The organism is Bacillus cereus group sp. MG1, assembly GCF_040460035.1.
GTDB lineage: Bacteria > Bacillota > Bacilli > Bacillales > Bacillaceae_G > Bacillus_A > Bacillus_A cereus.
This window is the reverse complement of sequence record NZ_JARVGY010000001.1, coordinates 1,334,689-1,351,965: the sequence shown is the minus strand read 5'-3', so window position 1 is coordinate 1,351,965 and position 17,277 is coordinate 1,334,689. Positions and strand designations below refer to the sequence as shown.

Below are 17,277 nucleotides of genomic sequence, written 5' to 3'. Positions count from 1 at the left end.
TCCTTTCTTAACTAAATTTCTATATCATATGCTTTATCAAAACTAATTAGACAAATGTATGAGTCAATCATTTGATTGACTTTTTGGCCCAGTGAGAAATTCTCACTGTTCATCCAACTGAATGAAATCATATAAATCTTCCATATTTACGTTAAGTTGAGAAGCGATATTCTTAGCGGTTTGATAAGACATGATTCTATCATTATTTGCATAAGAATGAACTTGTTGTTTTTTCATATCTAACTTTAATGCTAAATCTACTTGTGTTAATTTCTTCTCTTTTAAAATTTCATTCAGTCGGCATTTGCCGACTACATACACTGTTTCACCGCCTAATTATTGAATGATCGGACTCACACTGTATAAAAATTTCCCTATAATCCTTATATCCTCGCAGTTATTTTGTGAGTATTGTTGGTCCTTAAAACTTTTGTCATGTGAACAAGGTTCTAAAATTATTAAATCTGTAAATTTATACACCTTTTTTAAAGTTGCGTAATGTCCATTTACAATTACAGCTGCTATTTCTCCGTTTTGTACATCACACTGTTTTTTCAGTATGGCATAATGTCCATTAGGAACAATTTTATTCATGGATTCACCGTTAACAACCAGTCCGAATAATTCATCAATACTGTGAGTTTTATATGGTGGTGCAATTCTATCAACTACATCTTCTATAGCTTCCAATGGAACACCAGCTGCTATTTTACCAATAATAGGAATGTCTTTTTTTAGTTCACACTCAATGGGTTTTTCTTGAACTAATTGAAGTTCCCCATCCACAATTTCAACTTTTGTATTCTTATAAGTTGTATCAATGTCAGATTTTGTTACTCCAAATACAGCGGCCATTTTTTCTAAAACCCCTGAACTTGGTTTGGCTCTATAATTCATATAATCACTTAAGGTACTTCTTGCAATTCCTATTTGACTAGCTAAATCAGATTGAGTCATATTATTTTTTTTTAAAAATTTCTTTATGTTTCTTACTATGGTTTGTTTTTGTATATCAGTCATACCGTCACCTCCTATTCTGACTACGCTTTTTAATATAACATATTACGAATTATTCGTAAAGTGTTATATTTGTATGGTTTTTTCGTATTTTTGTATTGAAATTACATAAATTTAGTAATACAATAAATCTCGAAGGAAGGGGGAAACGAAATGGATTATTTGAAGAGAACATTGAATGAACTTAGGGAAAGCGCAGGGTTCAATCAAGCAGAGCTTGCGGATATATTAGAAGTATCCCCAAAAACGCTATGGTTATACGAACAAGATTCAACAAACATACCAGATGAATTAATTAAAAAGTATATGTATTTGTTCGATGTTCCGTATGAGGATATATTTTTTGGTTCTAAGTACGAAAAATTCGTACAAGTGAAGAAACGTGTACAAGAAAGAGCGAATAATTTAAAGAAAATTGTTTCATAAAATTTTGCTTTAAATGGGTAGTCCTATTGTCCCACGAACATATAAATGCATTGAGGTGATTGAGGATGAGTGGGGGGCAAATCATTCGTGATGAAAATGGGTATGTGGTGAAAGTAATCCTTACAAAGGAACAGTGGAAGATATTTCTAACACCGTTAATACCAGCTGCACGGGAGTTAATTATTCAAAGAAAAGTGGAACAACGAAAAAAGCAAAATGAGAATGAATAATTTTTTTAATATATTTGCGAAATTTGACGATAAATATTGGTTCTACAAATTAAAGGAGAGTGAAAAGCATGAATGGAGTACTACTAGCAACACGAATTATGAAAGGGCATGAAGTTGTTAAAAAATGCGCAGAAGCAAGAAATAACCCTCTACTATTAGAAGCTATGGAATCAGAAGCGAAACGTAAGTTATACGAAATGAACCGTAAGGTTTCAAATCGAAGGGAGGTGAGTTAATTGAAGGAAGTAACAGTAATTTTTAAATCTGGTGCAACAGCAAGTTTTACAGTTGAGGAATTTGCAACATTTAAAAATGGATTTGGAGCTTTAACAAAAATCGAGTATACAGGTGCTAATGAGAAATTACCCTTCCACATCGGATTAAGTAATATCGATGCAATATTTGTGGAAGACATTCCTGAAGAAGAAAAGATTAAGGAACCTGATCATCCAATTGAAGATTTTTATGGTAATGAAATTATGAAAGATGAAACTTACTTTGTGTTTGATTGTGATGTTGTACTTGAACAGAATTTAAAACAATATTTGACGGAAGAATACGAAGTTGAATGCTATCAAGCTCAATAATTAAAGAAAGGATGGTAAAAGAAAATGACACCTGAAGAGTTGTTTGAAGAGAAACAACATTTAGTAATAGCGGCGATTAAACAAAGGTTTGGAAGTATGGCAAGAGCTACACAAATTGCAGAAATGAACAATATGGAGTTGGACGATTTAATTCAAGTAGGTCGTATGCATTTATGGCAGTGCTGCGTGAAATATGATGCAGAGAGAGTGAAAACATTCAACGCATATGTCATGAAAGGTATGAAATGGGCAATGAGCGATGAAATTCACATGAAAGGAATGCCTTTTAAGATAAGTAGAAAAGTTAGTCATGAGGAAAGGAACCAAATTAATTTTCATTCGATTGATTTACATCGAGATGAGGAAACAGTAAACGAATTCTACGCAGTGTCTCCAATTGATGTGGAAGAAGAAGTAATATCATCCATTGAGTTTGAAGAAGTAACGAGTGTGCTGGAAGAAAAAGAAAAGTCAATCATTCTGCACATCGGTGAGGGGTATACCACAGCAGAAATTGCAATGAAATTTGAGATGGGACAATCCACAGTGAATGGAAAGAAAAACAAAGCATTTCTAAAAATTAATCCTGATTATAAACCGATGAAGCAAACATCATTTTTCAGGGGTAAAAGGACATTAAAAAACCACCTGCGCCAACAGGTGATTTAAGTAAAAATATTCACAGTTATTATAGCATGAATTGATTTTGTGTAAAGGAGGGACAAGCGTGAAGAACGGTAAGAAGCCAAATAAACGTGAAAAAATTCATATTCAATCACATGATTTAAACCCACAGGATTGGTTGATTTATAAGAAAGTAAATGGAGAAATGCATTTGGTTCATCGAACTACTGGTGCGACTCGTATAATTCCAAACTTATAGATTAGGAGGTTACATATTAATGAGTATTAAAGAAGTTGCTAAAGCTGTACAAGCTATTCGTGAAGCACGAAATGAACATGGCATTATCAGTGTTCGTGGAAAAGAGGTTCATCTCAGTAATGAAGTATTGGAATCATTGTTGGATGAATCAAAGGTTAAACCATTAATACTAAAACGTGAATCAAAGGATTATCCTTATGAAGTTTCGTTTATTAGTGACCATGTGATTTATTTCTCTCTTTATACTTTAGAAAAATTAAAAACTAAACTTGGAGGTAATATCGATGAATGCATTACAACAAAATGAATTATTAGAAGTAGACCAATTGCAAGATGCAGAGCAACAATTTGAGATTACGGATATTAACGGTTTGAATTGGGCATTTCGTAAAATTTCAGCACTTAAAGCAAAAGAAAAAGAAATTACGACACTAGCAAATGTTGAACGTGATCGCATTACACAATGGGAGCAAAGTGAATTGAAACCCATCCACAATGATATTTCATTCTTTGAAACTCATATCCGACGTTATCATATGGAACAGCTTGAAATGGATCCAAAACAGAAAACAATTAGTACGCCTTATGGTAAATCAAAAACTCGTAAGAGTAGTGAAGCGCCGGAGCAAAAAGATAAAGCCCAGGTACTTCAATATGCCATTGAAAACGAGCTTGATGATTGCTTAAAAACAGAAGTCAAATGGGCTGATTTTAAGAAGAAATTAAAGATTGTAGAAATCGGTGAAGAAAAAGTCGTTGTGGATGAAAATGGACAAATTGTTCCAGGGATTACGGTTAAACCTGAATCTATCTCTTATAGTGTGGAGGTATAAATATGTTGCAAGTAACCGATGCACAACGTGAAAAACTGAAAGCTTGTATAGCATTATTCGGTGCAAGTGGCGGAGGTAAAACATTAACTTCTTTAATCCTGGCATATGGAATGATGAAAGAAGCTTATCCTGATTTACCAGAAGAAGTATTGTGGAAGAAGATTGGTGTTATTGATACGGAGCACAAACGCTCACTTCTTTATGCGAACAATACAATTAAAGGTTACAAGATTGGTAGCTTTAAATATGTAGAACTTGATGCACCATATTCTACAGTGCGATACCAACAAGCGATTGAATTATTAAAGAAAAGTGGTTGTGAGGTTGTTATTGCAGATAGTCTTTCACATGCTTGGGAAGGTATCGGAGGTATCTTGGACCAGCAGCAAGATTTAGGTGGGCGTTTTCAAGATTGGAAAACAATGAAGCCGGTTATTAAAGAGTTCATTAAATCACTTACAGAAAATGATGTTCATATTATCGCTACGTTACGTACTAAACAAGAATATCAAGCTGAGCGTGATGATAATGATAAGCTTCAAATTCGTAAGTTAGGATTAAAACCAATTCAGAAAGATGATTTGGAGTACGAATTCATGATTGTTCTACGTATGGAGCAAAATCATACAGCTACCCCAACTAAAGATAATTCTAATTTAATAAATGAAAATGGTGAATTAATTAAGCCAGAGCATGGTGCAATCATTTATAAATGGTTAGAACTTGGTGTGGATGTAAGAGCGGAGCAAGAGAATGAAAGAAATGCTCTTATTGCAAAAATTATAGAAATTGTTGAATCCAGTGATGAAGCAGCGAAGATGCTAGATGAAATTGAGTTTAAAACAAAACAAAAACTTCAAGATTTCAATCTTAAATATTTAAATGCTGCTTTAGATAGAGTACAAGTTTTTAACAACAAGGAGGAAAAATAATGTTTACAGTAGATCATGAACAAGCTAAAGGATTTGAACAAGTTAAGCCAGGAGAATATGAGGTAATAGTTGTTAATTATGAATTAAAAAACGCTGAATCTGGAAACAACATGATTGTTGTGGATTATGAAATTCGTAGTGATGTAGACCAGGCATTCCAAGGACAGAAGCTCTTATTTGATAATTTTGTTGTAACTAAAAAATCAATGTGGAGATTACAAGCGATTTCTAAAGCGGCAGCTTTTCCAACAGGAATGAAGTTTGCTTCTTATAAAGAATGGGCAGATACACTTTTAAATAAACACCTTCGTGTAGTAGTAGGTGAGCGTGAATATAACGGTAAAAAATATCCACAAGTAAATGGATTTAAAGAATCAGAAGCATCGGCTCCAAGTACTGGATTTACAGTTTCGGATGAGGATGTTCCGTTCTAAAAGTTAATTAACAAGATTCAAATAGGAGGGAGCTACTAACGGCTCCCTTTTCCAAAGGGAGAAAATCAAATGAGATATAAATTTAATCAAATACCGGCAGAGCTTAAAAATACTCCTCATTGGATCTTATGGCGGTCAGAAGTAAGAAATGGTAAGAAAACAAAAGTTCCTTATCAAATCAATGGGGAAATGGCTCAATCGAATAATAAACGGAGCTGGTCAACGTTCCCAACGATCATAAAATTCTTTGAACAAGGAGATTATGACGGAATTGGATTCATGTTTTCAAAGGATGATCCATTCATTGGAATAGATATTGACCATTGTATTCAGGAAGGTGCTCTTACAAGTTTAGCTGAGGATGTTATTGAAATCGTAAATAGTTACACGGAATATTCACCAAGTGGTGATGGCATCCACATTATTGTAAAAGGTAAGCTACCATTAAAAGGACCAGGTACAGGACGGAAAAATGTTGATATCGGATTAGAAGTGTACAGACATGGACGCTATTTTACTTTCACCGGTGATTGCTTGGATCAAGTTCCTGTGGAAGATAGAACAGAAGAATTAAAAGTTTTATTTGAGAAGTATTTGAAAGAAAAGCCAAAGCCAGAAAAGAAACAAAGCACTACTTCATTCGAACGAGAAGATATTACTAGTTTATCGAATGCAGAATTATGGGAGCGAATGTTTGATAGTAAAAGCGGTGCAGCCATTAAAGATTTATTCCAGGGTATGTTGATTAACGGAGATCATTCTTCAACTGATATGGCTTTATGCAACCATTTAGCATTTTGGACGGATAAAGATGCTGCAAAGATGGATTCGATGTTTAGAGAGTCTTCCTTACTTCGTGAGAAGTGGGATAAACCACATTCAAGTGATGGCCGCACATATGGCCAAATGACAATTGATACAGCAATTCTTTCAACTCCTTCCACAATAGCTGATTATGAACCGCCCGAAGAGAAAAAATATGAAGTTTATATATCCGATAACTCAATTGAAGATACTGAGGAAATTATTGATGAAGCACCAAAGTTTCATTTAACTGAGCTAGGAAATGCAGAACGTATTGCATATTATCATGGCGAGAATGTTCGTTATTGTAATGAATTGGAATGGCTTATATGGAACGGTAAACATTGGCATGAGGATAGTAAGAGACAGATTGAAGCTATCACGGCTAAAACACTTAGGGCCATATATGGAGAAGCGAAGGCTACAGAAGATAAATATCAATCAAAGTTATTACATGATTGGGCAAAGAAATGTGAAAGACGGTCAATTAGAATAAATAGCATATTGGATGTGAGACCTATGGTATCAGTGAAAAAGAAAGAATTAGATTCTCATAACTTTTTATTTAACTGTGATAACGGAGTTATCGATTTAAAAACAGGTGAATTATTACCGCATGACCGTGACTTGTTATTAACAAAGATTTCTCCAATCAAGTATGACAGAAATGCTGAGTGTCCAAACTGGAAAGCTTTCTTGGAGAGTATTTTTAAAACACCTGCAGGTGAAGCGGATTATGAATTAATAAATTACCTGCAGAAAGCAATTGGTTATTCATTAACCGGTGTAACCAAAGAGCAAGTAATGTTTTTCTTATTCGGTAATGGCCGTAATGGTAAATCTACTTTTATTAATATCATCCAGGATCTACTCGGTGATTATGGAAGACAGACAAACAGTGACACGTTCTTGAAAAAGAGAAATGATTCAGGAATCAATAACGATGTGGCCAGATTAGATGGAGCTCGTTTTGTATCGGCCGTTGAGAGTGAAGAGGGGCAACAATTATCTGAAGCTCTGGTTAAACAAATCACCGGTGGAGAAAAGATGTCAGCTCGTTTCTTACGCCAGGAATATTTCGAGTTTACACCTGAATTTAAAGTATTCTTCACTACCAACCATAAGCCGATTGTAAAAGGTTCGGATGAAGGTATATGGAGAAGGATTATGCTTATTCCATTTACCGTAACAATCCCAAAAGACAAGATTGATTATGATCTACCTGATAAATTAGCAAAAGAGATGCCTGGAGTTTTACGGTGGGCTGTTGAAGGTTGCATGAAGTGGCAGACCGAAGGATTGCGTGCTCCTGAAGCCGTGAAGGCAGCGACAGCCGAATATCGTGAAGACATGGATATATTAGGACCATTTATTGATGAAAATTGTACGGTTCATTCTACGGCGCAAATTGAAGCGAAATCACTTTATGAAAGTTATACCAAGTGGTGCTATCAAAATAATGAAATGGATTTAAAGAATCGTGCCTTTTATCGTCAATTAGAGATTCGTGGATTTAAGAAAGAAAAGGGTACAGGTAATAAAACATTTATTACTGGAATTACATTAAATCAATTTGCGGGAGCAAATCTATTCTCAACTGGAGATAAAGAAGAAAAACACAATGTAACTGCAATCAATAGGAAAAAAGTTTAGATAATAGTTACTAAAGTTACTGAACTGCTTTTTTCGATAACTCTTATAAACGTTGATATAACAATGTTTATAGATGAATAGTTATTGAAGTTACTGAGTTTCCTATATCGGCTCTTAAGAAAATAAATAAATAAAAAAATATATATAATATATAGCCTTTAATAGAAAAATGGATAACTTTAGTAACTTTGATAACTCAATATGCTTTAAACCATTGATATGCCTGGTTTTTGGTGAGTTATCGAAAATTTTCATTCAATAACTTCAGTAACTCCTTTTAAGGGGATTGTGATATGGAACATCTTGAAAAAGTGAATCGACCGCAAAATCTAGATGAATTTATTCAACAAAGATGTATTGTTGCTATCGATAAAAAAATTGAAGCCCAATTATTTTATAAAGCTTGTATGAAAGCATTTGGTTTAACTAAAGTTTCGTTCATTGGTACAAGAACTTTTTATAAAAACCTAAAAAATATGGGTCTTGTATTAAAGAAATCAAATAATAATAAACTTTATATTTTTGGACTAACTTTGAAATAGGTGATTGAATGCATCCAAAACAAATATGTGCTGATATTCAATCGATGGGAGCGAAGCTCGTTCTTGATGGAAATGATTTGTACATTGAGAACCATGAAAAGGTTGCTCCTGAAATTGAATCAGTTATTAAAGAATACAAGCTACGGATTATTAAATATTTGCAAGGTAATTATTCCGATCAAGATCATGCGGTAAAACAAACGATAGATAAAATTATTAATTTTTTTATTGGTGTTGAGCAAGACATGAATCCCAAAATAAATGATTGGTTCAATCATGATGAAGCTGCAGCAAGGTTAGTTATGGAATTAACATTAAACTTCTCACTTAATGGTTGGTTATATGTAAAAGAATCTGTGGCCAACTATGAAAATAAATTAACGGACGAGCTTTCATTGAATTTATATAATCGTGCGATGGCTTATTTTAAGAAAGGGGCATGAAAATGAGAGAGATAAAATTCCGTGCTTGGGATGGAACGGATTGGGTTTATAGCGAATGTATATCAAAAGATGGCATCAATTGGTGGATATTAAATAATGAAGATGATAATTGGTTGGTGTGTTTAGATCCGCAGCAATATACAGGATTAAAAGACAAAAACGGTAAGGAGATTTATGAAGGGGATATTGTTCATATGTATAGCGTTACGCCAGGATGCGACATTGACGAAATAGGAATAGTTAAGTTTATAGAATGTGCCTTTCTGTTTGAAAAAACAGACGGAAGTAACGGATGGTCGATATTTAACGAAGCAACAGAGATTGAAGTCATCGGAAATATTTACGAAAATCCAGAGTTATTGGAGCGATAAATATGAGTGCTATACATTATCGATACTCAGAAAAAGAGTTAAAGGAAATCCTGGATACATTAGAAATCATGGTGGATACAAGGGAACAGAAAAACCAACATGTACTTGATTATTTCCGTAAAAAGGATGTTAAATTCAGACTTAGAAAAATTGATACAGCCGATTATTCAGCGGTAATTCCTAAAAATCCTGAAATGGGCATTACACGAGATATTTATTTAAGTGCTGGGGTAGAACGTAAAAATGGCGTAGATGAATTGGTTCAATCAATTAAAGATCGTACGAGATTTGAAAATGAATTGATTCGTGCTGCTAAACATCCATTTGTTCTTCTTGTGGAAGATTTAAAAGGCTATCAAAAAATATTAAAAGGTGAGTATATAAGTCAATACAAACCAGAAGCGTTACTTGGTAGTTTAAAAACATTTGAAGTACGATATGGATTTTCAACGGTATTTATTGAGCCAGCTACAACCGGTAATTACATATATCATCATTTCTTATATATGGCTCGTGAGTATTTGAAGAAGGGCGTTATCTGATGAAACCTAAAACAATTAAAGGAGAAATAAACCATGACTAAAATTCAATTGAACGTATTATTTAAGAAAATGCAAAAGGATGATAAAAAGGAAGTTTTAATGTTCCATGTATTAAGTGATGAACTTCCACATGCTGATGAATTATTAAAAATGCCAGGTACTATTGTTCATCTAACTGTGGAGAAAAGTGATGTTGAAGCAATTGGTGCTGAATTTGTTTCTATTCAACGTGATAGCAAGAAAACAGTTCTTAAATTCAATGTAAAAGGCGATACGAAAGATAAAATTAATAAACTTTATCCATTCGCTGGTGAAAATGTTTCTATTACTCTAGAGCCTTCGCAAATGTCGATTGATGAGTTTTACGAAGAACAACATGAAGGTGTTGAGTATAACGTAAATCCTGATGGGACAACGGATGTTGCTCCTGGTCAATTGAAGATTGTTGATGAAGAAACGATTGCTGAATAAAAATTTATCCTGGGCTTCGGCTCAGGAAATTAATACAATTAGAATTTTATTAAAAAATGGAGGGGTATAAAGATGGAAAAGTATCAAGTAGAAGTGGAAGTAACGAAAACGTATAAAGCTCTTGTTGAAGTTGAAATACCGGAAGATGCAAACAGTGATGATTTCCAAAGGTTGGTTGAGAAAAAAGTGGAGTTAATGGATCAAGAGAAATTAGATTATCAAGATACTAGTCATTTTGTTTTGAAAATTAATGATATGGAATAAAAGCGATGTTTGAATCTAATCGACATGTTCCGACATGAAAATGACCGTCAGAATCATAGTGATTTGAAGTTTTATTTCTTTCTGAATACAAATGGATGTACAAGTGTTAAAACGTCCCAGAAAGGAAAATAAACGTATTTTATGAGATGTGTTGTTTTTAATAGAAAGTAGGTGAATCATCATTTGTTTGACTGGCTGAAAGACTATCAGAAATTAGAAGAAAGAATTGCATACTTAGATTACAACTTAGATAAAGCAAAAGCTGAATTAAAACGCTGGGTCAGTGGTGATTTGCGAGAAGTACGTTTAACTGCTGAATCGGAAGGTGCAAAGGTAGAAGAACGTATTGAAGCAATTGAATATGAGTTAGCAAATGAAATGAATGCCATGTATGACCTTATGGAATTGATTAATAAGTTTAAAGGGCTAGATAATCAAATACTTGTGAAGAAATACATATATGGTATGACATTAGAACAAATAGCATGGGATTTAAATTACAGTCCGAATTACATTAAACGTAAGCATGCCGAAGTAAGAAAGATAATAAAGTTTGTGGATGATTTATAAGGTTACTTTTTGGGAAGGTACTTTTAGGGAAACGAAACTATTGCAAATATGAATTATAGTAATAACATAAGATTTTGACGAAAGGGCAACTGGTGCACGGTTGCTCTTTTATTATAAGATAAGAAAGTATAAGTTTTTTAGCACGAAGTGCCCTCTTGGAATACTTGCTGTATAAGGGATTACGAACAATATTTGGAATTTCCATAATGCGCTAGATTGTGATATTTTTTAATAGTTTTTATAGGAATGTACGTTCTGCTTATGCTATAATTAGATTGGATTATAATTCCAAAAATAATTATGGAAAGGGATGTTGCATAGGTGAGTAATTTAGATCAAACTATTCAAAAATTCAAGGTATATTTTGGTGAAGATACTGAGGAAAAAATGTTAAAAGAAAAATTTAAGGAGTTTGAATCGGTTTTCTATAAAATGCATGTAGAGTTAAATGCGACAGAAAGAGGTTCTTTTCATACTGACTGGGTGATGGATACGAAATTTGTAGAAATCGAAGGTGTTAAACTAGAATTACATCTTAATAAAGAAACAAATGTAATTGAAGTTAGTAAGAAAGATGAATCGGGTTCTACTAGATTAGATGCCATCATTTTAAAAGAAAATGAATTGTATTGCACAAAACGTGGAGTGATTTTCACAGAAGATGTGTTCAATGAGTTTTTAAAAGAAGTGTTTGTAGAAATACTAGGTTAATAAAGTTACCAGAAGCATTCCTTAGGGAGTGCTTTTTTATATAAAATTTACATAGGTGGTGTAGATATGACTCTAACGTTGCATAATGGAGATTTGAATAAGTTGGCAAGAGATACTTCACATGACAGTATCATCTTGAGAGTTGGTGAACAAGAAATGGTATCTCTAAAAAGCAATGGAGATATCTATGTTAAAGGTAAGCTTGTTGAAAACGATAAAGAAGTTGTAGATGGTATGAGAGAGTTCTTGAGGTTAGCTAGGTATAGATAAGCGCAAACGTGTTGCATTTGAAAAGGATGGTGTTAAGTAAATGAATCCAGATGAGATATATGTAAAACAAATGGATGCGTGGATTAAAGAACAAGAGGCTAGAAGAGAACAGATTGTAGTAACAATTAAAACTAGCTCTGAGATTGTGGAACAAAACAAGATACAGTTGCAATGGTTAGATAAAGGATTGGGTCTTGCTAAAGAGGAGTTCGAGAATTGGAAGAAAGAAAATACTTATAAAGGTGATGTATGAAAATGCTTTGGTTATTAGCTTATCTAATAGTAGGTATGGTTTATGCATCGTTAGATATTTATTCAGCCGTAAGGAAAGCAATCAAAAAGGATAAAGAGCATGGACATATAATTCTAATGTCATCTTTATTTTTGGTTTTTCTTTTAGCAATATTCTGGCCTGCTTTATTAACAATGAAGATTGCTACATGGATGAATCATTATAAGGAGAGTGAACTTAAATGATTCAAAAGGAAACAAAGTGTAATGGTGTATATGTGGTAATTAAATATAAAGTATTTGGATTACTTATCTATAAGTCAACTATTCAGAGGAGTTTATACAAAGTTAAATAAGGATGGTGTTGATTAAATGATTACTGAAATTAGAAAAACAATATCTGGTACAGAGTATTGGGATAACAAAGAAAAGAGAAGTCTATTTGTTCCTACAGGTGAAGAACCAGGATTCGAAGTAACTGTTAATCCAGAGAGTATGATCTTGGGCATGGACTTATCAAGTAAACCAGATACTACAGTAGTGACAGTACCATTTAATGATATGACAGTGAAACAGTTACGTGAGTATGCTGATGAGCTAGGCATTAACATTCCTTCTGATATTAAAAAGAAAGAAGACATCATTGAATTACTATCATGAAATACTGTGACTTCAATGGTTGCCATAACAAGATAAGCAAAGGACGTTACTGTGAAGAACATAAGCGTAACAAACCAAGGAAGAAGAAAGATAAGAAGAACATCTATCATCATGAGAACAAACCATTCTATCGTACTGATGCATGGAAGTATGTTAGGTCAAAGGTATATGAAAGAGAGAATGGATGCTGTCAACGATGTGGAAGGTTCGTCTTTGGTAGGCGTGCTCATGTTCATCACGTAATACCAATCAAAGAAGATCCAACTCTTAAATTAGAAGAGAATAACCTAAGATTACTTTGTCCAGTTTGTCATACAATCGAAGAAAATGAAGATAAACCCAAAAAAGTTTTTCCTAGTTATTTCGGAAGCCCCCCTATCAAAAAATAAAATTTGTCCTCTGGGGAGGATAGGTAGCGTAGGGGGCATCTCTATCGTTAGACAACATTTTAAAAAAATAAAGGGGGGTGTGAAATGTCTACGAAAAAAGAGCGTCAAAAAATTGTTGCCGATAAAACAGAAGCTGAAAAAAATCGGATATTAAAAATCATGCGTGATGCAGATATTTACACCCTTACTTTAGATCCATTAATTGAATCGTATTTAGATATTTTCGAAGTTTATATGACGATGTTTATCGAATGGAAAGAGAAAGGATTTCCACCTACTCAACGTCACACCAATAAAGTAGGAGCTACAAATAATTCAAAGCATCCGTTGGCGCAGCAAGTAGAAACTTGGGCTGATAAGAAGACAAAAGCATTGGATTTATTGGGGCTTACAAATAAGGCTAAACCAGGTAAATATGTCACTGGTGGTTCTACTGTTGGGAAAAATGAAGAGGTGGAAAAGCCTAAAGCAAAGGTTAGTGAATTAGACAAACATCGTGCAAAATGGCGTGGTGCAAAATGATTGAACGTGGCGTTAACTATGCAGATATTTATGCAAAACAAGTAAGAAAGAATCCTAAAAAATATCCCGATACTATCAAAGCGATGGTAGATCGTTATTATAAATGGAAAAAGCGTAAAGATATTTGGTTCGATGTGGACCGTGCGAATGAAATGATGGATTGGGTTGAAACGTTTGTCCGTCATACGAAAGGTGATTTAGCAGGACAACCTTTTATCCTGGAAGATTGGGAGAAATTTGCTTACTCATGGATATATGGATGGGTTCATGAGAATGAAAAAGGGCAAATTGTCCGAGTTACTCGAGAAGCCTACATTCAAGTTCCTAAGAAAAATGGTAAAACTTTAATCGGTGTTGGTGCTCTTGGTTATGCGATGTACGGTGAAGGAGTACTTAGTGCCGATTGTTATTGTTGTGCGAGTGATTTTAACCAGGCTCAATATGCAGCAAAGCCATTTGCAGCAACAATTATGAACCATGATGTATTAATGGATTGTTCACACATATATAAAGGTCCAAAAGGGACGATTTCTAGTGTGACATATGATTATATTCGTGATGATTTGGCTTATCAGAACCAATTCATTGTAATGAGTAAAAATATTCAATCCATTGAGGGTTCCAATCCACACTTCATTCTAAATGATGAACTTCATGCTCAAGAAAATATGGATCAGTACGATAACTTTAAATCAGCACAGGTTTCTCGTGCTGAGCCGATTATGTTTAATATATCAACGGCTGGTAAAGGTTCTTCATCAGTTGGTATGCGAGTATATCGTGAGGCAAAAGAAGTATTGAAACGTGATGATAATGATTCAAGTTTCGTCATGATATACGAACCTAACAAGAACTATGATTGGACAGACCGAAATGTTTGGGCAATGGTTAATCCAAACATTGGTGTATCTGTAACGATGAGTGCACTTGAAACGGAATTTATCTCAGCATCACGTTCAGCACATAAAAAAGCCGAGTTTCTTTCTAAACATTTGAATGTATTCGTAAATGGAGCTGAGAACTTCTTTGAGCAAGGTCAAGTTGAACATGTTCTTGTGGAAGACCTGGGTGATTTAACAGGTGAAACTTGCTATATCGGTTTAGACTTATCGAAAACAACCGATTTAACATGTGTAAGCTTGAATTTCCCTAACGCTGGTTATACCGAAGATGGAAAGTCAATATTGAAGGTTAAACAAATGTATTTTGTACCTAATGAAGATATCGAACATCGCGAGAAGGAAGATAATGTTCCATATACTTATATGGTTGAACGTGGTTTTGTTACTTTTTGTGATGGAAAGATGATAAACCAGGATCAGGTTATGGATTACATTGTAGAATGCATGAATTTATATGATGTGCAGCAAATAAACTATGACCCAGCGATGTCACAAAAGTTAATTGAAAAACTTGAGAATCTTGGCCTCGAATGTATCTCGGTAAGTCAGTGGCCTAATGTTATGAATGCAATGATGGATGATGCAGAAATACTTATTTATGAAAAACGTATCATGACTGATAACCCTTTGTTTGTGTATTGTGCTCTCAACGTTGTGGTTGTAACAAATATCAATGGAATGAAAGCACCAAGTAAGCGGCAGTCCAAAAAGAAGATTGATGGATTTGTTGCTTTTTTATGTGCTCATAAAGAAACGATGATGGTTATGGACAGCATAACTGAAGAAGGCATGGATGAATTAATTGATGAAATTTATAGATAGAAAGAAGGTGAGAAAATGGGCTTACGGAGTATGTTTTCAAATTATTTGTATCGACAAGCTGAAAAACGTGGTTGGTTTGAAGATATATTCAACAATACTATCCGATATGGTGGGAGATACGTCACTGACGATACTATTTTAGAGTCTAGCGATGTTTATGAGTTACTACAAGATATAAGTAATCAAATGATGCTGGCTGAGATTGTTGTGGAAGACAAAGATGGTAAGGAAATTAAAAATGATTCAGCTCTTAAAATTTTAAAGAATCCTAACAATTATCTTACACAGTCCGAATTCATTAAGTTAATGACAAATACTTATTTACTTCAAGGTGAAACCTTTCCAGTGTTGGATGGTGACCAATTACATTTAGCCACTAATGTTTATACAGAATTGGATGATAGATTGGTAGAGCACTATAAAGTAAATGGAGAAGAAATCCCACCATTTATGATTCGTCATATGAAAAACATTGGGGCAGACCACTTAAAAGGAAAAGGTATTCTTGAGTTAGGAAAAGATACACTTGAGGGTGTTATGTCAGCAGAAAAAACTTTGACGGATAAGTATAAAAAAGGTGGATTATTGGCGTTCCTACTAAAATTAGATGCCCATATTAATCCACAAAATGCAGCACAGTCTAAACTTATTAACGCTATTTTAGATCAATTGGAATCCATTGATGATGCAAGGTCCGTTAAAATGATTCCACTCGGAAAAGGATATGCAATAGAAACGCTTAAAAGTCCGTTAGATGACGAAAAGACTCTGGCATATCTAAATGTATATAAAAAGGATTTGGGTAAGTTTTTAGGCATAAATGTAGACACATACACAGAGTTAATCAAAGAAGATATTGAGAAAGCAATGATGTATATCCACAATAAAGCAGTTAGACCAATAATGAAAAATTTTGAAGACCATTTGAGTCTTCTTTTTTTCGGCAGAAATTCGGATAAACGCATTAAATTCAAAATTAATATCCTTGATTTTGTTACTTATAGCATGAAAACAAACATTGCTTACAACATTGTTCGAACTGGTATTACATCACCAGATAATGTGGCGGATATGCTTGGATTCCCTATGCAAAATACACCTGAATCACAAGCTATCTATATTTCAAATGACTTGACTGAAATCGGTATGAAAAATGCAACTGATGATTCATTGAAGGGAGGTGATGGAAATGGCAAAGACAAAGGAAACACGGACATTTGACATCACTAAATTAAGTACTAGGGACGCTACGGAAGAACAACCTTCCAGGATAACTGGTTATGCAGCCGTGTTTAATTCAAAGACAACTATTGGTGGATGGTTTGATGAAGTTATTGAACCTGGTGCATTTGCTCGTTCTCTTTCTGAGAATAGTGATATTAGAGCGTTATTCAATCACAACTGGGATAATGTCCTGGGTAGAACGAAAAGCGGTACATTGAGACTAGAAGAGGATGAAAAAGGACTTAAATTCGAAATTGAATTACCTAATACATCTGTTGGTCGAGATTTAGCTGAGAGTATGTCCAGGGGCGATATTAACCAATGCTCATTTGGATTTTGGATAACCGAAGAGAATTGGGATTATAATGTTGAACCAGCATTAAGGACCATTAAAGAAGTAGAACTTTATGAAATATCGGTTGTTTCAATACCAGCTTATGACGATACGGAAGTATCTTTAGTTCGTAGCAAAGAAATTGGCAAAGAAATAGAACAACGAATGAAAATGATTAAACAAATAAATCAAATCTTGGGGGAAAAGTAA

30 protein-coding genes are annotated in these 17,277 nt (G+C 34.0%); 28 read left to right on the top strand and 2 right to left on the bottom strand.

Features of this window, described 5'->3' with window-relative positions; genetic code table 11:
- Positions 1 to 102: 102 nt before the first annotated feature.
- Together QCI79_RS06960 and QCI79_RS06955 are read right to left on the bottom strand one after the other, a co-directional pair.
- A complete protein-coding gene (locus QCI79_RS06960; protein ID WP_000289676.1) occupies positions 103 to 321 on the bottom strand; it encodes a helix-turn-helix domain-containing protein in 219 nt (72 codons plus the stop codon).
- A 15-nt stretch (positions 322 to 336) separates the two neighbouring features.
- Positions 337 to 1,020 (bottom strand): LexA family protein, encoded by a 684-nt coding sequence (locus QCI79_RS06955; RefSeq protein ID WP_071699956.1) that lies wholly within the window; start codon positions 1,018 to 1,020, stop codon positions 337 to 339.
- Positions 1,021 to 1,170: 150 nt separating this feature from the next.
- On the opposite strand from QCI79_RS06955, the gene QCI79_RS06950 reads away from it, so the two are divergent.
- From QCI79_RS06950 to QCI79_RS06815, 28 genes are all read left to right on the top strand, one after another.
- Positions 1,171 to 1,443 (top strand): helix-turn-helix transcriptional regulator, encoded by a 273-nt coding sequence (locus tag QCI79_RS06950; RefSeq protein WP_016097902.1) that lies wholly within the window; start codon positions 1,171 to 1,173, stop codon positions 1,441 to 1,443.
- 65 nt (positions 1,444 to 1,508) lie between these two features.
- Entirely contained in the window at positions 1,509 to 1,673 is a 165-nt protein-coding gene (locus QCI79_RS06945; protein WP_170857910.1) for a hypothetical protein, read from the top strand.
- Positions 1,674 to 1,741: 68 nt separating this feature from the next.
- A complete protein-coding gene (locus QCI79_RS06940) occupies positions 1,742 to 1,909 on the top strand; it encodes a hypothetical protein (protein WP_001014678.1) in 168 nt (55 codons plus the stop codon).
- On the top strand, positions 1,910 to 2,260 hold the full coding sequence (locus QCI79_RS06935; protein ID WP_071699957.1) for a YqaI family protein: 351 nt from the start codon (positions 1,910 to 1,912) through the stop codon (positions 2,258 to 2,260).
- Positions 2,261 to 2,284: 24 nt separating this feature from the next.
- The gene (locus QCI79_RS06930; protein ID WP_016097904.1) at positions 2,285 to 2,929 is read left to right on the top strand and encodes a sigma-70 family RNA polymerase sigma factor; all 645 of its coding nucleotides are present in this window, start codon (positions 2,285 to 2,287) and stop codon (positions 2,927 to 2,929) included.
- A 58-nt stretch (positions 2,930 to 2,987) separates the two neighbouring features.
- Complete coding sequence (locus QCI79_RS06925; RefSeq protein ID WP_170857917.1) at positions 2,988 to 3,143, top strand: DUF6906 family protein; 156 nt, start codon at positions 2,988 to 2,990, stop codon at positions 3,141 to 3,143.
- A gap of 19 nt (positions 3,144 to 3,162) precedes the next feature.
- On the top strand, positions 3,163 to 3,450 hold the full coding sequence (locus QCI79_RS06920) for a hypothetical protein (RefSeq protein WP_000023094.1): 288 nt from the start codon (positions 3,163 to 3,165) through the stop codon (positions 3,448 to 3,450).
- Positions 3,428 to 3,976, top strand: coding sequence for a host-nuclease inhibitor Gam family protein (locus QCI79_RS06915; RefSeq protein WP_071699983.1), 549 nt, complete (start codon positions 3,428 to 3,430; stop codon positions 3,974 to 3,976). The genes QCI79_RS06920 and QCI79_RS06915 overlap by 23 nt, the downstream gene beginning before the upstream one ends.
- A 2-nt stretch (positions 3,977 to 3,978) precedes the next feature.
- Positions 3,979 to 4,908, top strand: coding sequence for an AAA family ATPase (locus tag QCI79_RS06910; RefSeq protein ID WP_071699984.1), 930 nt, complete (start codon positions 3,979 to 3,981; stop codon positions 4,906 to 4,908).
- A complete protein-coding gene (locus QCI79_RS06905; RefSeq protein ID WP_006927188.1) occupies positions 4,908 to 5,342 on the top strand; it encodes a DUF669 domain-containing protein in 435 nt (144 codons plus the stop codon). Before QCI79_RS06910 ends, QCI79_RS06905 begins: the two co-directional genes overlap by 1 nt.
- A 69-nt stretch (positions 5,343 to 5,411) precedes the next feature.
- A complete protein-coding gene (locus QCI79_RS06900) occupies positions 5,412 to 7,799 on the top strand; it encodes a phage/plasmid primase, P4 family (protein WP_071699985.1) in 2,388 nt (795 codons plus the stop codon).
- 293 nt (positions 7,800 to 8,092) lie between these two features.
- The gene (locus QCI79_RS06895) at positions 8,093 to 8,341 is read left to right on the top strand and encodes a hypothetical protein (protein WP_000400491.1); all 249 of its coding nucleotides are present in this window, start codon (positions 8,093 to 8,095) and stop codon (positions 8,339 to 8,341) included.
- 8 nt (positions 8,342 to 8,349) lie between these two features.
- Positions 8,350 to 8,784 carry a hypothetical protein gene (locus QCI79_RS06890; RefSeq protein ID WP_030028337.1) on the top strand — a complete coding sequence of 145 codons (435 nt, stop codon included), beginning with the start codon at positions 8,350 to 8,352 and terminating at the stop codon, positions 8,782 to 8,784.
- A gap of 2 nt (positions 8,785 to 8,786) precedes the next feature.
- Complete coding sequence (locus tag QCI79_RS06885; protein ID WP_006927178.1) at positions 8,787 to 9,155, top strand: YopX family protein; 369 nt, start codon at positions 8,787 to 8,789, stop codon at positions 9,153 to 9,155.
- Positions 9,156 to 9,157: 2 nt separating this feature from the next.
- A complete protein-coding gene (locus QCI79_RS06880; protein ID WP_001273080.1) occupies positions 9,158 to 9,697 on the top strand; it encodes an ERCC4 domain-containing protein in 540 nt (179 codons plus the stop codon).
- Positions 9,698 to 9,730: 33 nt separating this feature from the next.
- The gene (locus QCI79_RS06875) at positions 9,731 to 10,168 is read left to right on the top strand and encodes a hypothetical protein (RefSeq protein ID WP_000161625.1); all 438 of its coding nucleotides are present in this window, start codon (positions 9,731 to 9,733) and stop codon (positions 10,166 to 10,168) included.
- Between the two features lie 72 nt (positions 10,169 to 10,240).
- Complete coding sequence (locus QCI79_RS06870; protein ID WP_071699986.1) at positions 10,241 to 10,432, top strand: hypothetical protein; 192 nt, start codon at positions 10,241 to 10,243, stop codon at positions 10,430 to 10,432.
- Positions 10,433 to 10,615: 183 nt separating this feature from the next.
- Positions 10,616 to 11,002 carry a hypothetical protein gene (locus QCI79_RS06865; RefSeq protein WP_000460743.1) on the top strand — a complete coding sequence of 129 codons (387 nt, stop codon included), beginning with the start codon at positions 10,616 to 10,618 and terminating at the stop codon, positions 11,000 to 11,002.
- Positions 11,003 to 11,323: 321 nt separating this feature from the next.
- On the top strand, positions 11,324 to 11,713 hold the full coding sequence (locus tag QCI79_RS06860; RefSeq protein WP_071699987.1) for a DUF3942 family protein: 390 nt from the start codon (positions 11,324 to 11,326) through the stop codon (positions 11,711 to 11,713).
- Between the two features lie 66 nt (positions 11,714 to 11,779).
- Positions 11,780 to 11,983: a hypothetical protein gene (locus QCI79_RS06855; protein WP_071699988.1), complete on the top strand. Its 204-nt coding sequence runs from the start codon at positions 11,780 to 11,782 to the stop codon at positions 11,981 to 11,983.
- 40 nt (positions 11,984 to 12,023) lie between these two features.
- Positions 12,024 to 12,236 (top strand): hypothetical protein, encoded by a 213-nt coding sequence (locus tag QCI79_RS06850; RefSeq protein WP_087988200.1) that lies wholly within the window; start codon positions 12,024 to 12,026, stop codon positions 12,234 to 12,236.
- A 2-nt stretch (positions 12,237 to 12,238) separates the two neighbouring features.
- The gene (locus QCI79_RS06845) at positions 12,239 to 12,460 is read left to right on the top strand and encodes a hypothetical protein (protein WP_071699989.1); all 222 of its coding nucleotides are present in this window, start codon (positions 12,239 to 12,241) and stop codon (positions 12,458 to 12,460) included.
- A gap of 126 nt (positions 12,461 to 12,586) precedes the next feature.
- Entirely contained in the window at positions 12,587 to 12,874 is a 288-nt protein-coding gene (locus QCI79_RS06840; protein ID WP_071699990.1) for a hypothetical protein, read from the top strand.
- Positions 12,871 to 13,263, top strand: coding sequence for an HNH endonuclease (locus tag QCI79_RS06835; RefSeq protein ID WP_093998164.1), 393 nt, complete (start codon positions 12,871 to 12,873; stop codon positions 13,261 to 13,263). The genes QCI79_RS06840 and QCI79_RS06835 overlap by 4 nt, the downstream gene beginning before the upstream one ends.
- Before the next feature lie 84 nt (positions 13,264 to 13,347).
- Positions 13,348 to 13,785, top strand: a complete 438-nt coding sequence (locus QCI79_RS06830; RefSeq protein WP_071699991.1) for a P27 family phage terminase small subunit — start codon at positions 13,348 to 13,350, stop codon at positions 13,783 to 13,785.
- Positions 13,782 to 15,509 carry a terminase large subunit gene (locus QCI79_RS06825; RefSeq protein ID WP_071699992.1) on the top strand — a complete coding sequence of 576 codons (1,728 nt, stop codon included), beginning with the start codon at positions 13,782 to 13,784 and terminating at the stop codon, positions 15,507 to 15,509. Before QCI79_RS06830 ends, QCI79_RS06825 begins: the two co-directional genes overlap by 4 nt.
- A gap of 15 nt (positions 15,510 to 15,524) precedes the next feature.
- Positions 15,525 to 16,730, top strand: coding sequence for a phage portal protein (locus QCI79_RS06820; protein ID WP_071699993.1), 1,206 nt, complete (start codon positions 15,525 to 15,527; stop codon positions 16,728 to 16,730).
- Complete coding sequence (locus tag QCI79_RS06815) at positions 16,699 to 17,277, top strand: HK97 family phage prohead protease (RefSeq protein ID WP_087988202.1); 579 nt, start codon at positions 16,699 to 16,701, stop codon at positions 17,275 to 17,277. Before QCI79_RS06820 ends, QCI79_RS06815 begins: the two co-directional genes overlap by 32 nt.

Coding starts and splice junctions, on each gene's coding strand:
- QCI79_RS06820 (WP_071699993.1), top strand. CDS start 15,525: ATGGGCTTACGGAGTATGTTTTCAAATTATTTGTATCGACAAGCTGAA.
- QCI79_RS06890 (WP_030028337.1), top strand. CDS start 8,350: ATGCATCCAAAACAAATATGTGCTGATATTCAATCGATGGGAGCGAAG.
- QCI79_RS06840 (WP_071699990.1), top strand. CDS start 12,587: ATGATTACTGAAATTAGAAAAACAATATCTGGTACAGAGTATTGGGAT.
- QCI79_RS06895 (WP_000400491.1), top strand. CDS start 8,093: ATGGAACATCTTGAAAAAGTGAATCGACCGCAAAATCTAGATGAATTT.
- QCI79_RS06855 (WP_071699988.1), top strand. CDS start 11,780: ATGACTCTAACGTTGCATAATGGAGATTTGAATAAGTTGGCAAGAGAT.
- QCI79_RS06900 (WP_071699985.1), top strand. CDS start 5,412: ATGAGATATAAATTTAATCAAATACCGGCAGAGCTTAAAAATACTCCT.
- QCI79_RS06835 (WP_093998164.1), top strand. CDS start 12,871: ATGAAATACTGTGACTTCAATGGTTGCCATAACAAGATAAGCAAAGGA.
- QCI79_RS06845 (WP_071699989.1), top strand. CDS start 12,239: ATGCTTTGGTTATTAGCTTATCTAATAGTAGGTATGGTTTATGCATCG.
- QCI79_RS06815 (WP_087988202.1), top strand. CDS start 16,699: ATGGCAAAGACAAAGGAAACACGGACATTTGACATCACTAAATTAAGT.
- QCI79_RS06955 (WP_071699956.1), bottom strand. CDS start 1,020: ATGACTGATATACAAAAACAAACCATAGTAAGAAACATAAAGAAATTT.
- QCI79_RS06870 (WP_071699986.1), top strand. CDS start 10,241: ATGGAAAAGTATCAAGTAGAAGTGGAAGTAACGAAAACGTATAAAGCT.
- QCI79_RS06830 (WP_071699991.1), top strand. CDS start 13,348: ATGTCTACGAAAAAAGAGCGTCAAAAAATTGTTGCCGATAAAACAGAA.
- QCI79_RS06940 (WP_001014678.1), top strand. CDS start 1,742: ATGAATGGAGTACTACTAGCAACACGAATTATGAAAGGGCATGAAGTT.
- QCI79_RS06915 (WP_071699983.1), top strand. CDS start 3,428: ATGAATGCATTACAACAAAATGAATTATTAGAAGTAGACCAATTGCAA.
- QCI79_RS06880 (WP_001273080.1), top strand. CDS start 9,158: ATGAGTGCTATACATTATCGATACTCAGAAAAAGAGTTAAAGGAAATC.
- QCI79_RS06885 (WP_006927178.1), top strand. CDS start 8,787: ATGAGAGAGATAAAATTCCGTGCTTGGGATGGAACGGATTGGGTTTAT.
- QCI79_RS06950 (WP_016097902.1), top strand. CDS start 1,171: ATGGATTATTTGAAGAGAACATTGAATGAACTTAGGGAAAGCGCAGGG.
- QCI79_RS06875 (WP_000161625.1), top strand. CDS start 9,731: ATGACTAAAATTCAATTGAACGTATTATTTAAGAAAATGCAAAAGGAT.
- QCI79_RS06945 (WP_170857910.1), top strand. CDS start 1,509: ATGAGTGGGGGGCAAATCATTCGTGATGAAAATGGGTATGTGGTGAAA.
- QCI79_RS06905 (WP_006927188.1), top strand. CDS start 4,908: ATGTTTACAGTAGATCATGAACAAGCTAAAGGATTTGAACAAGTTAAG.
- QCI79_RS06825 (WP_071699992.1), top strand. CDS start 13,782: ATGATTGAACGTGGCGTTAACTATGCAGATATTTATGCAAAACAAGTA.
- QCI79_RS06920 (WP_000023094.1), top strand. CDS start 3,163: ATGAGTATTAAAGAAGTTGCTAAAGCTGTACAAGCTATTCGTGAAGCA.
- QCI79_RS06930 (WP_016097904.1), top strand. CDS start 2,285: ATGACACCTGAAGAGTTGTTTGAAGAGAAACAACATTTAGTAATAGCG.
- QCI79_RS06910 (WP_071699984.1), top strand. CDS start 3,979: ATGTTGCAAGTAACCGATGCACAACGTGAAAAACTGAAAGCTTGTATA.
- QCI79_RS06850 (WP_087988200.1), top strand. CDS start 12,024: ATGAATCCAGATGAGATATATGTAAAACAAATGGATGCGTGGATTAAA.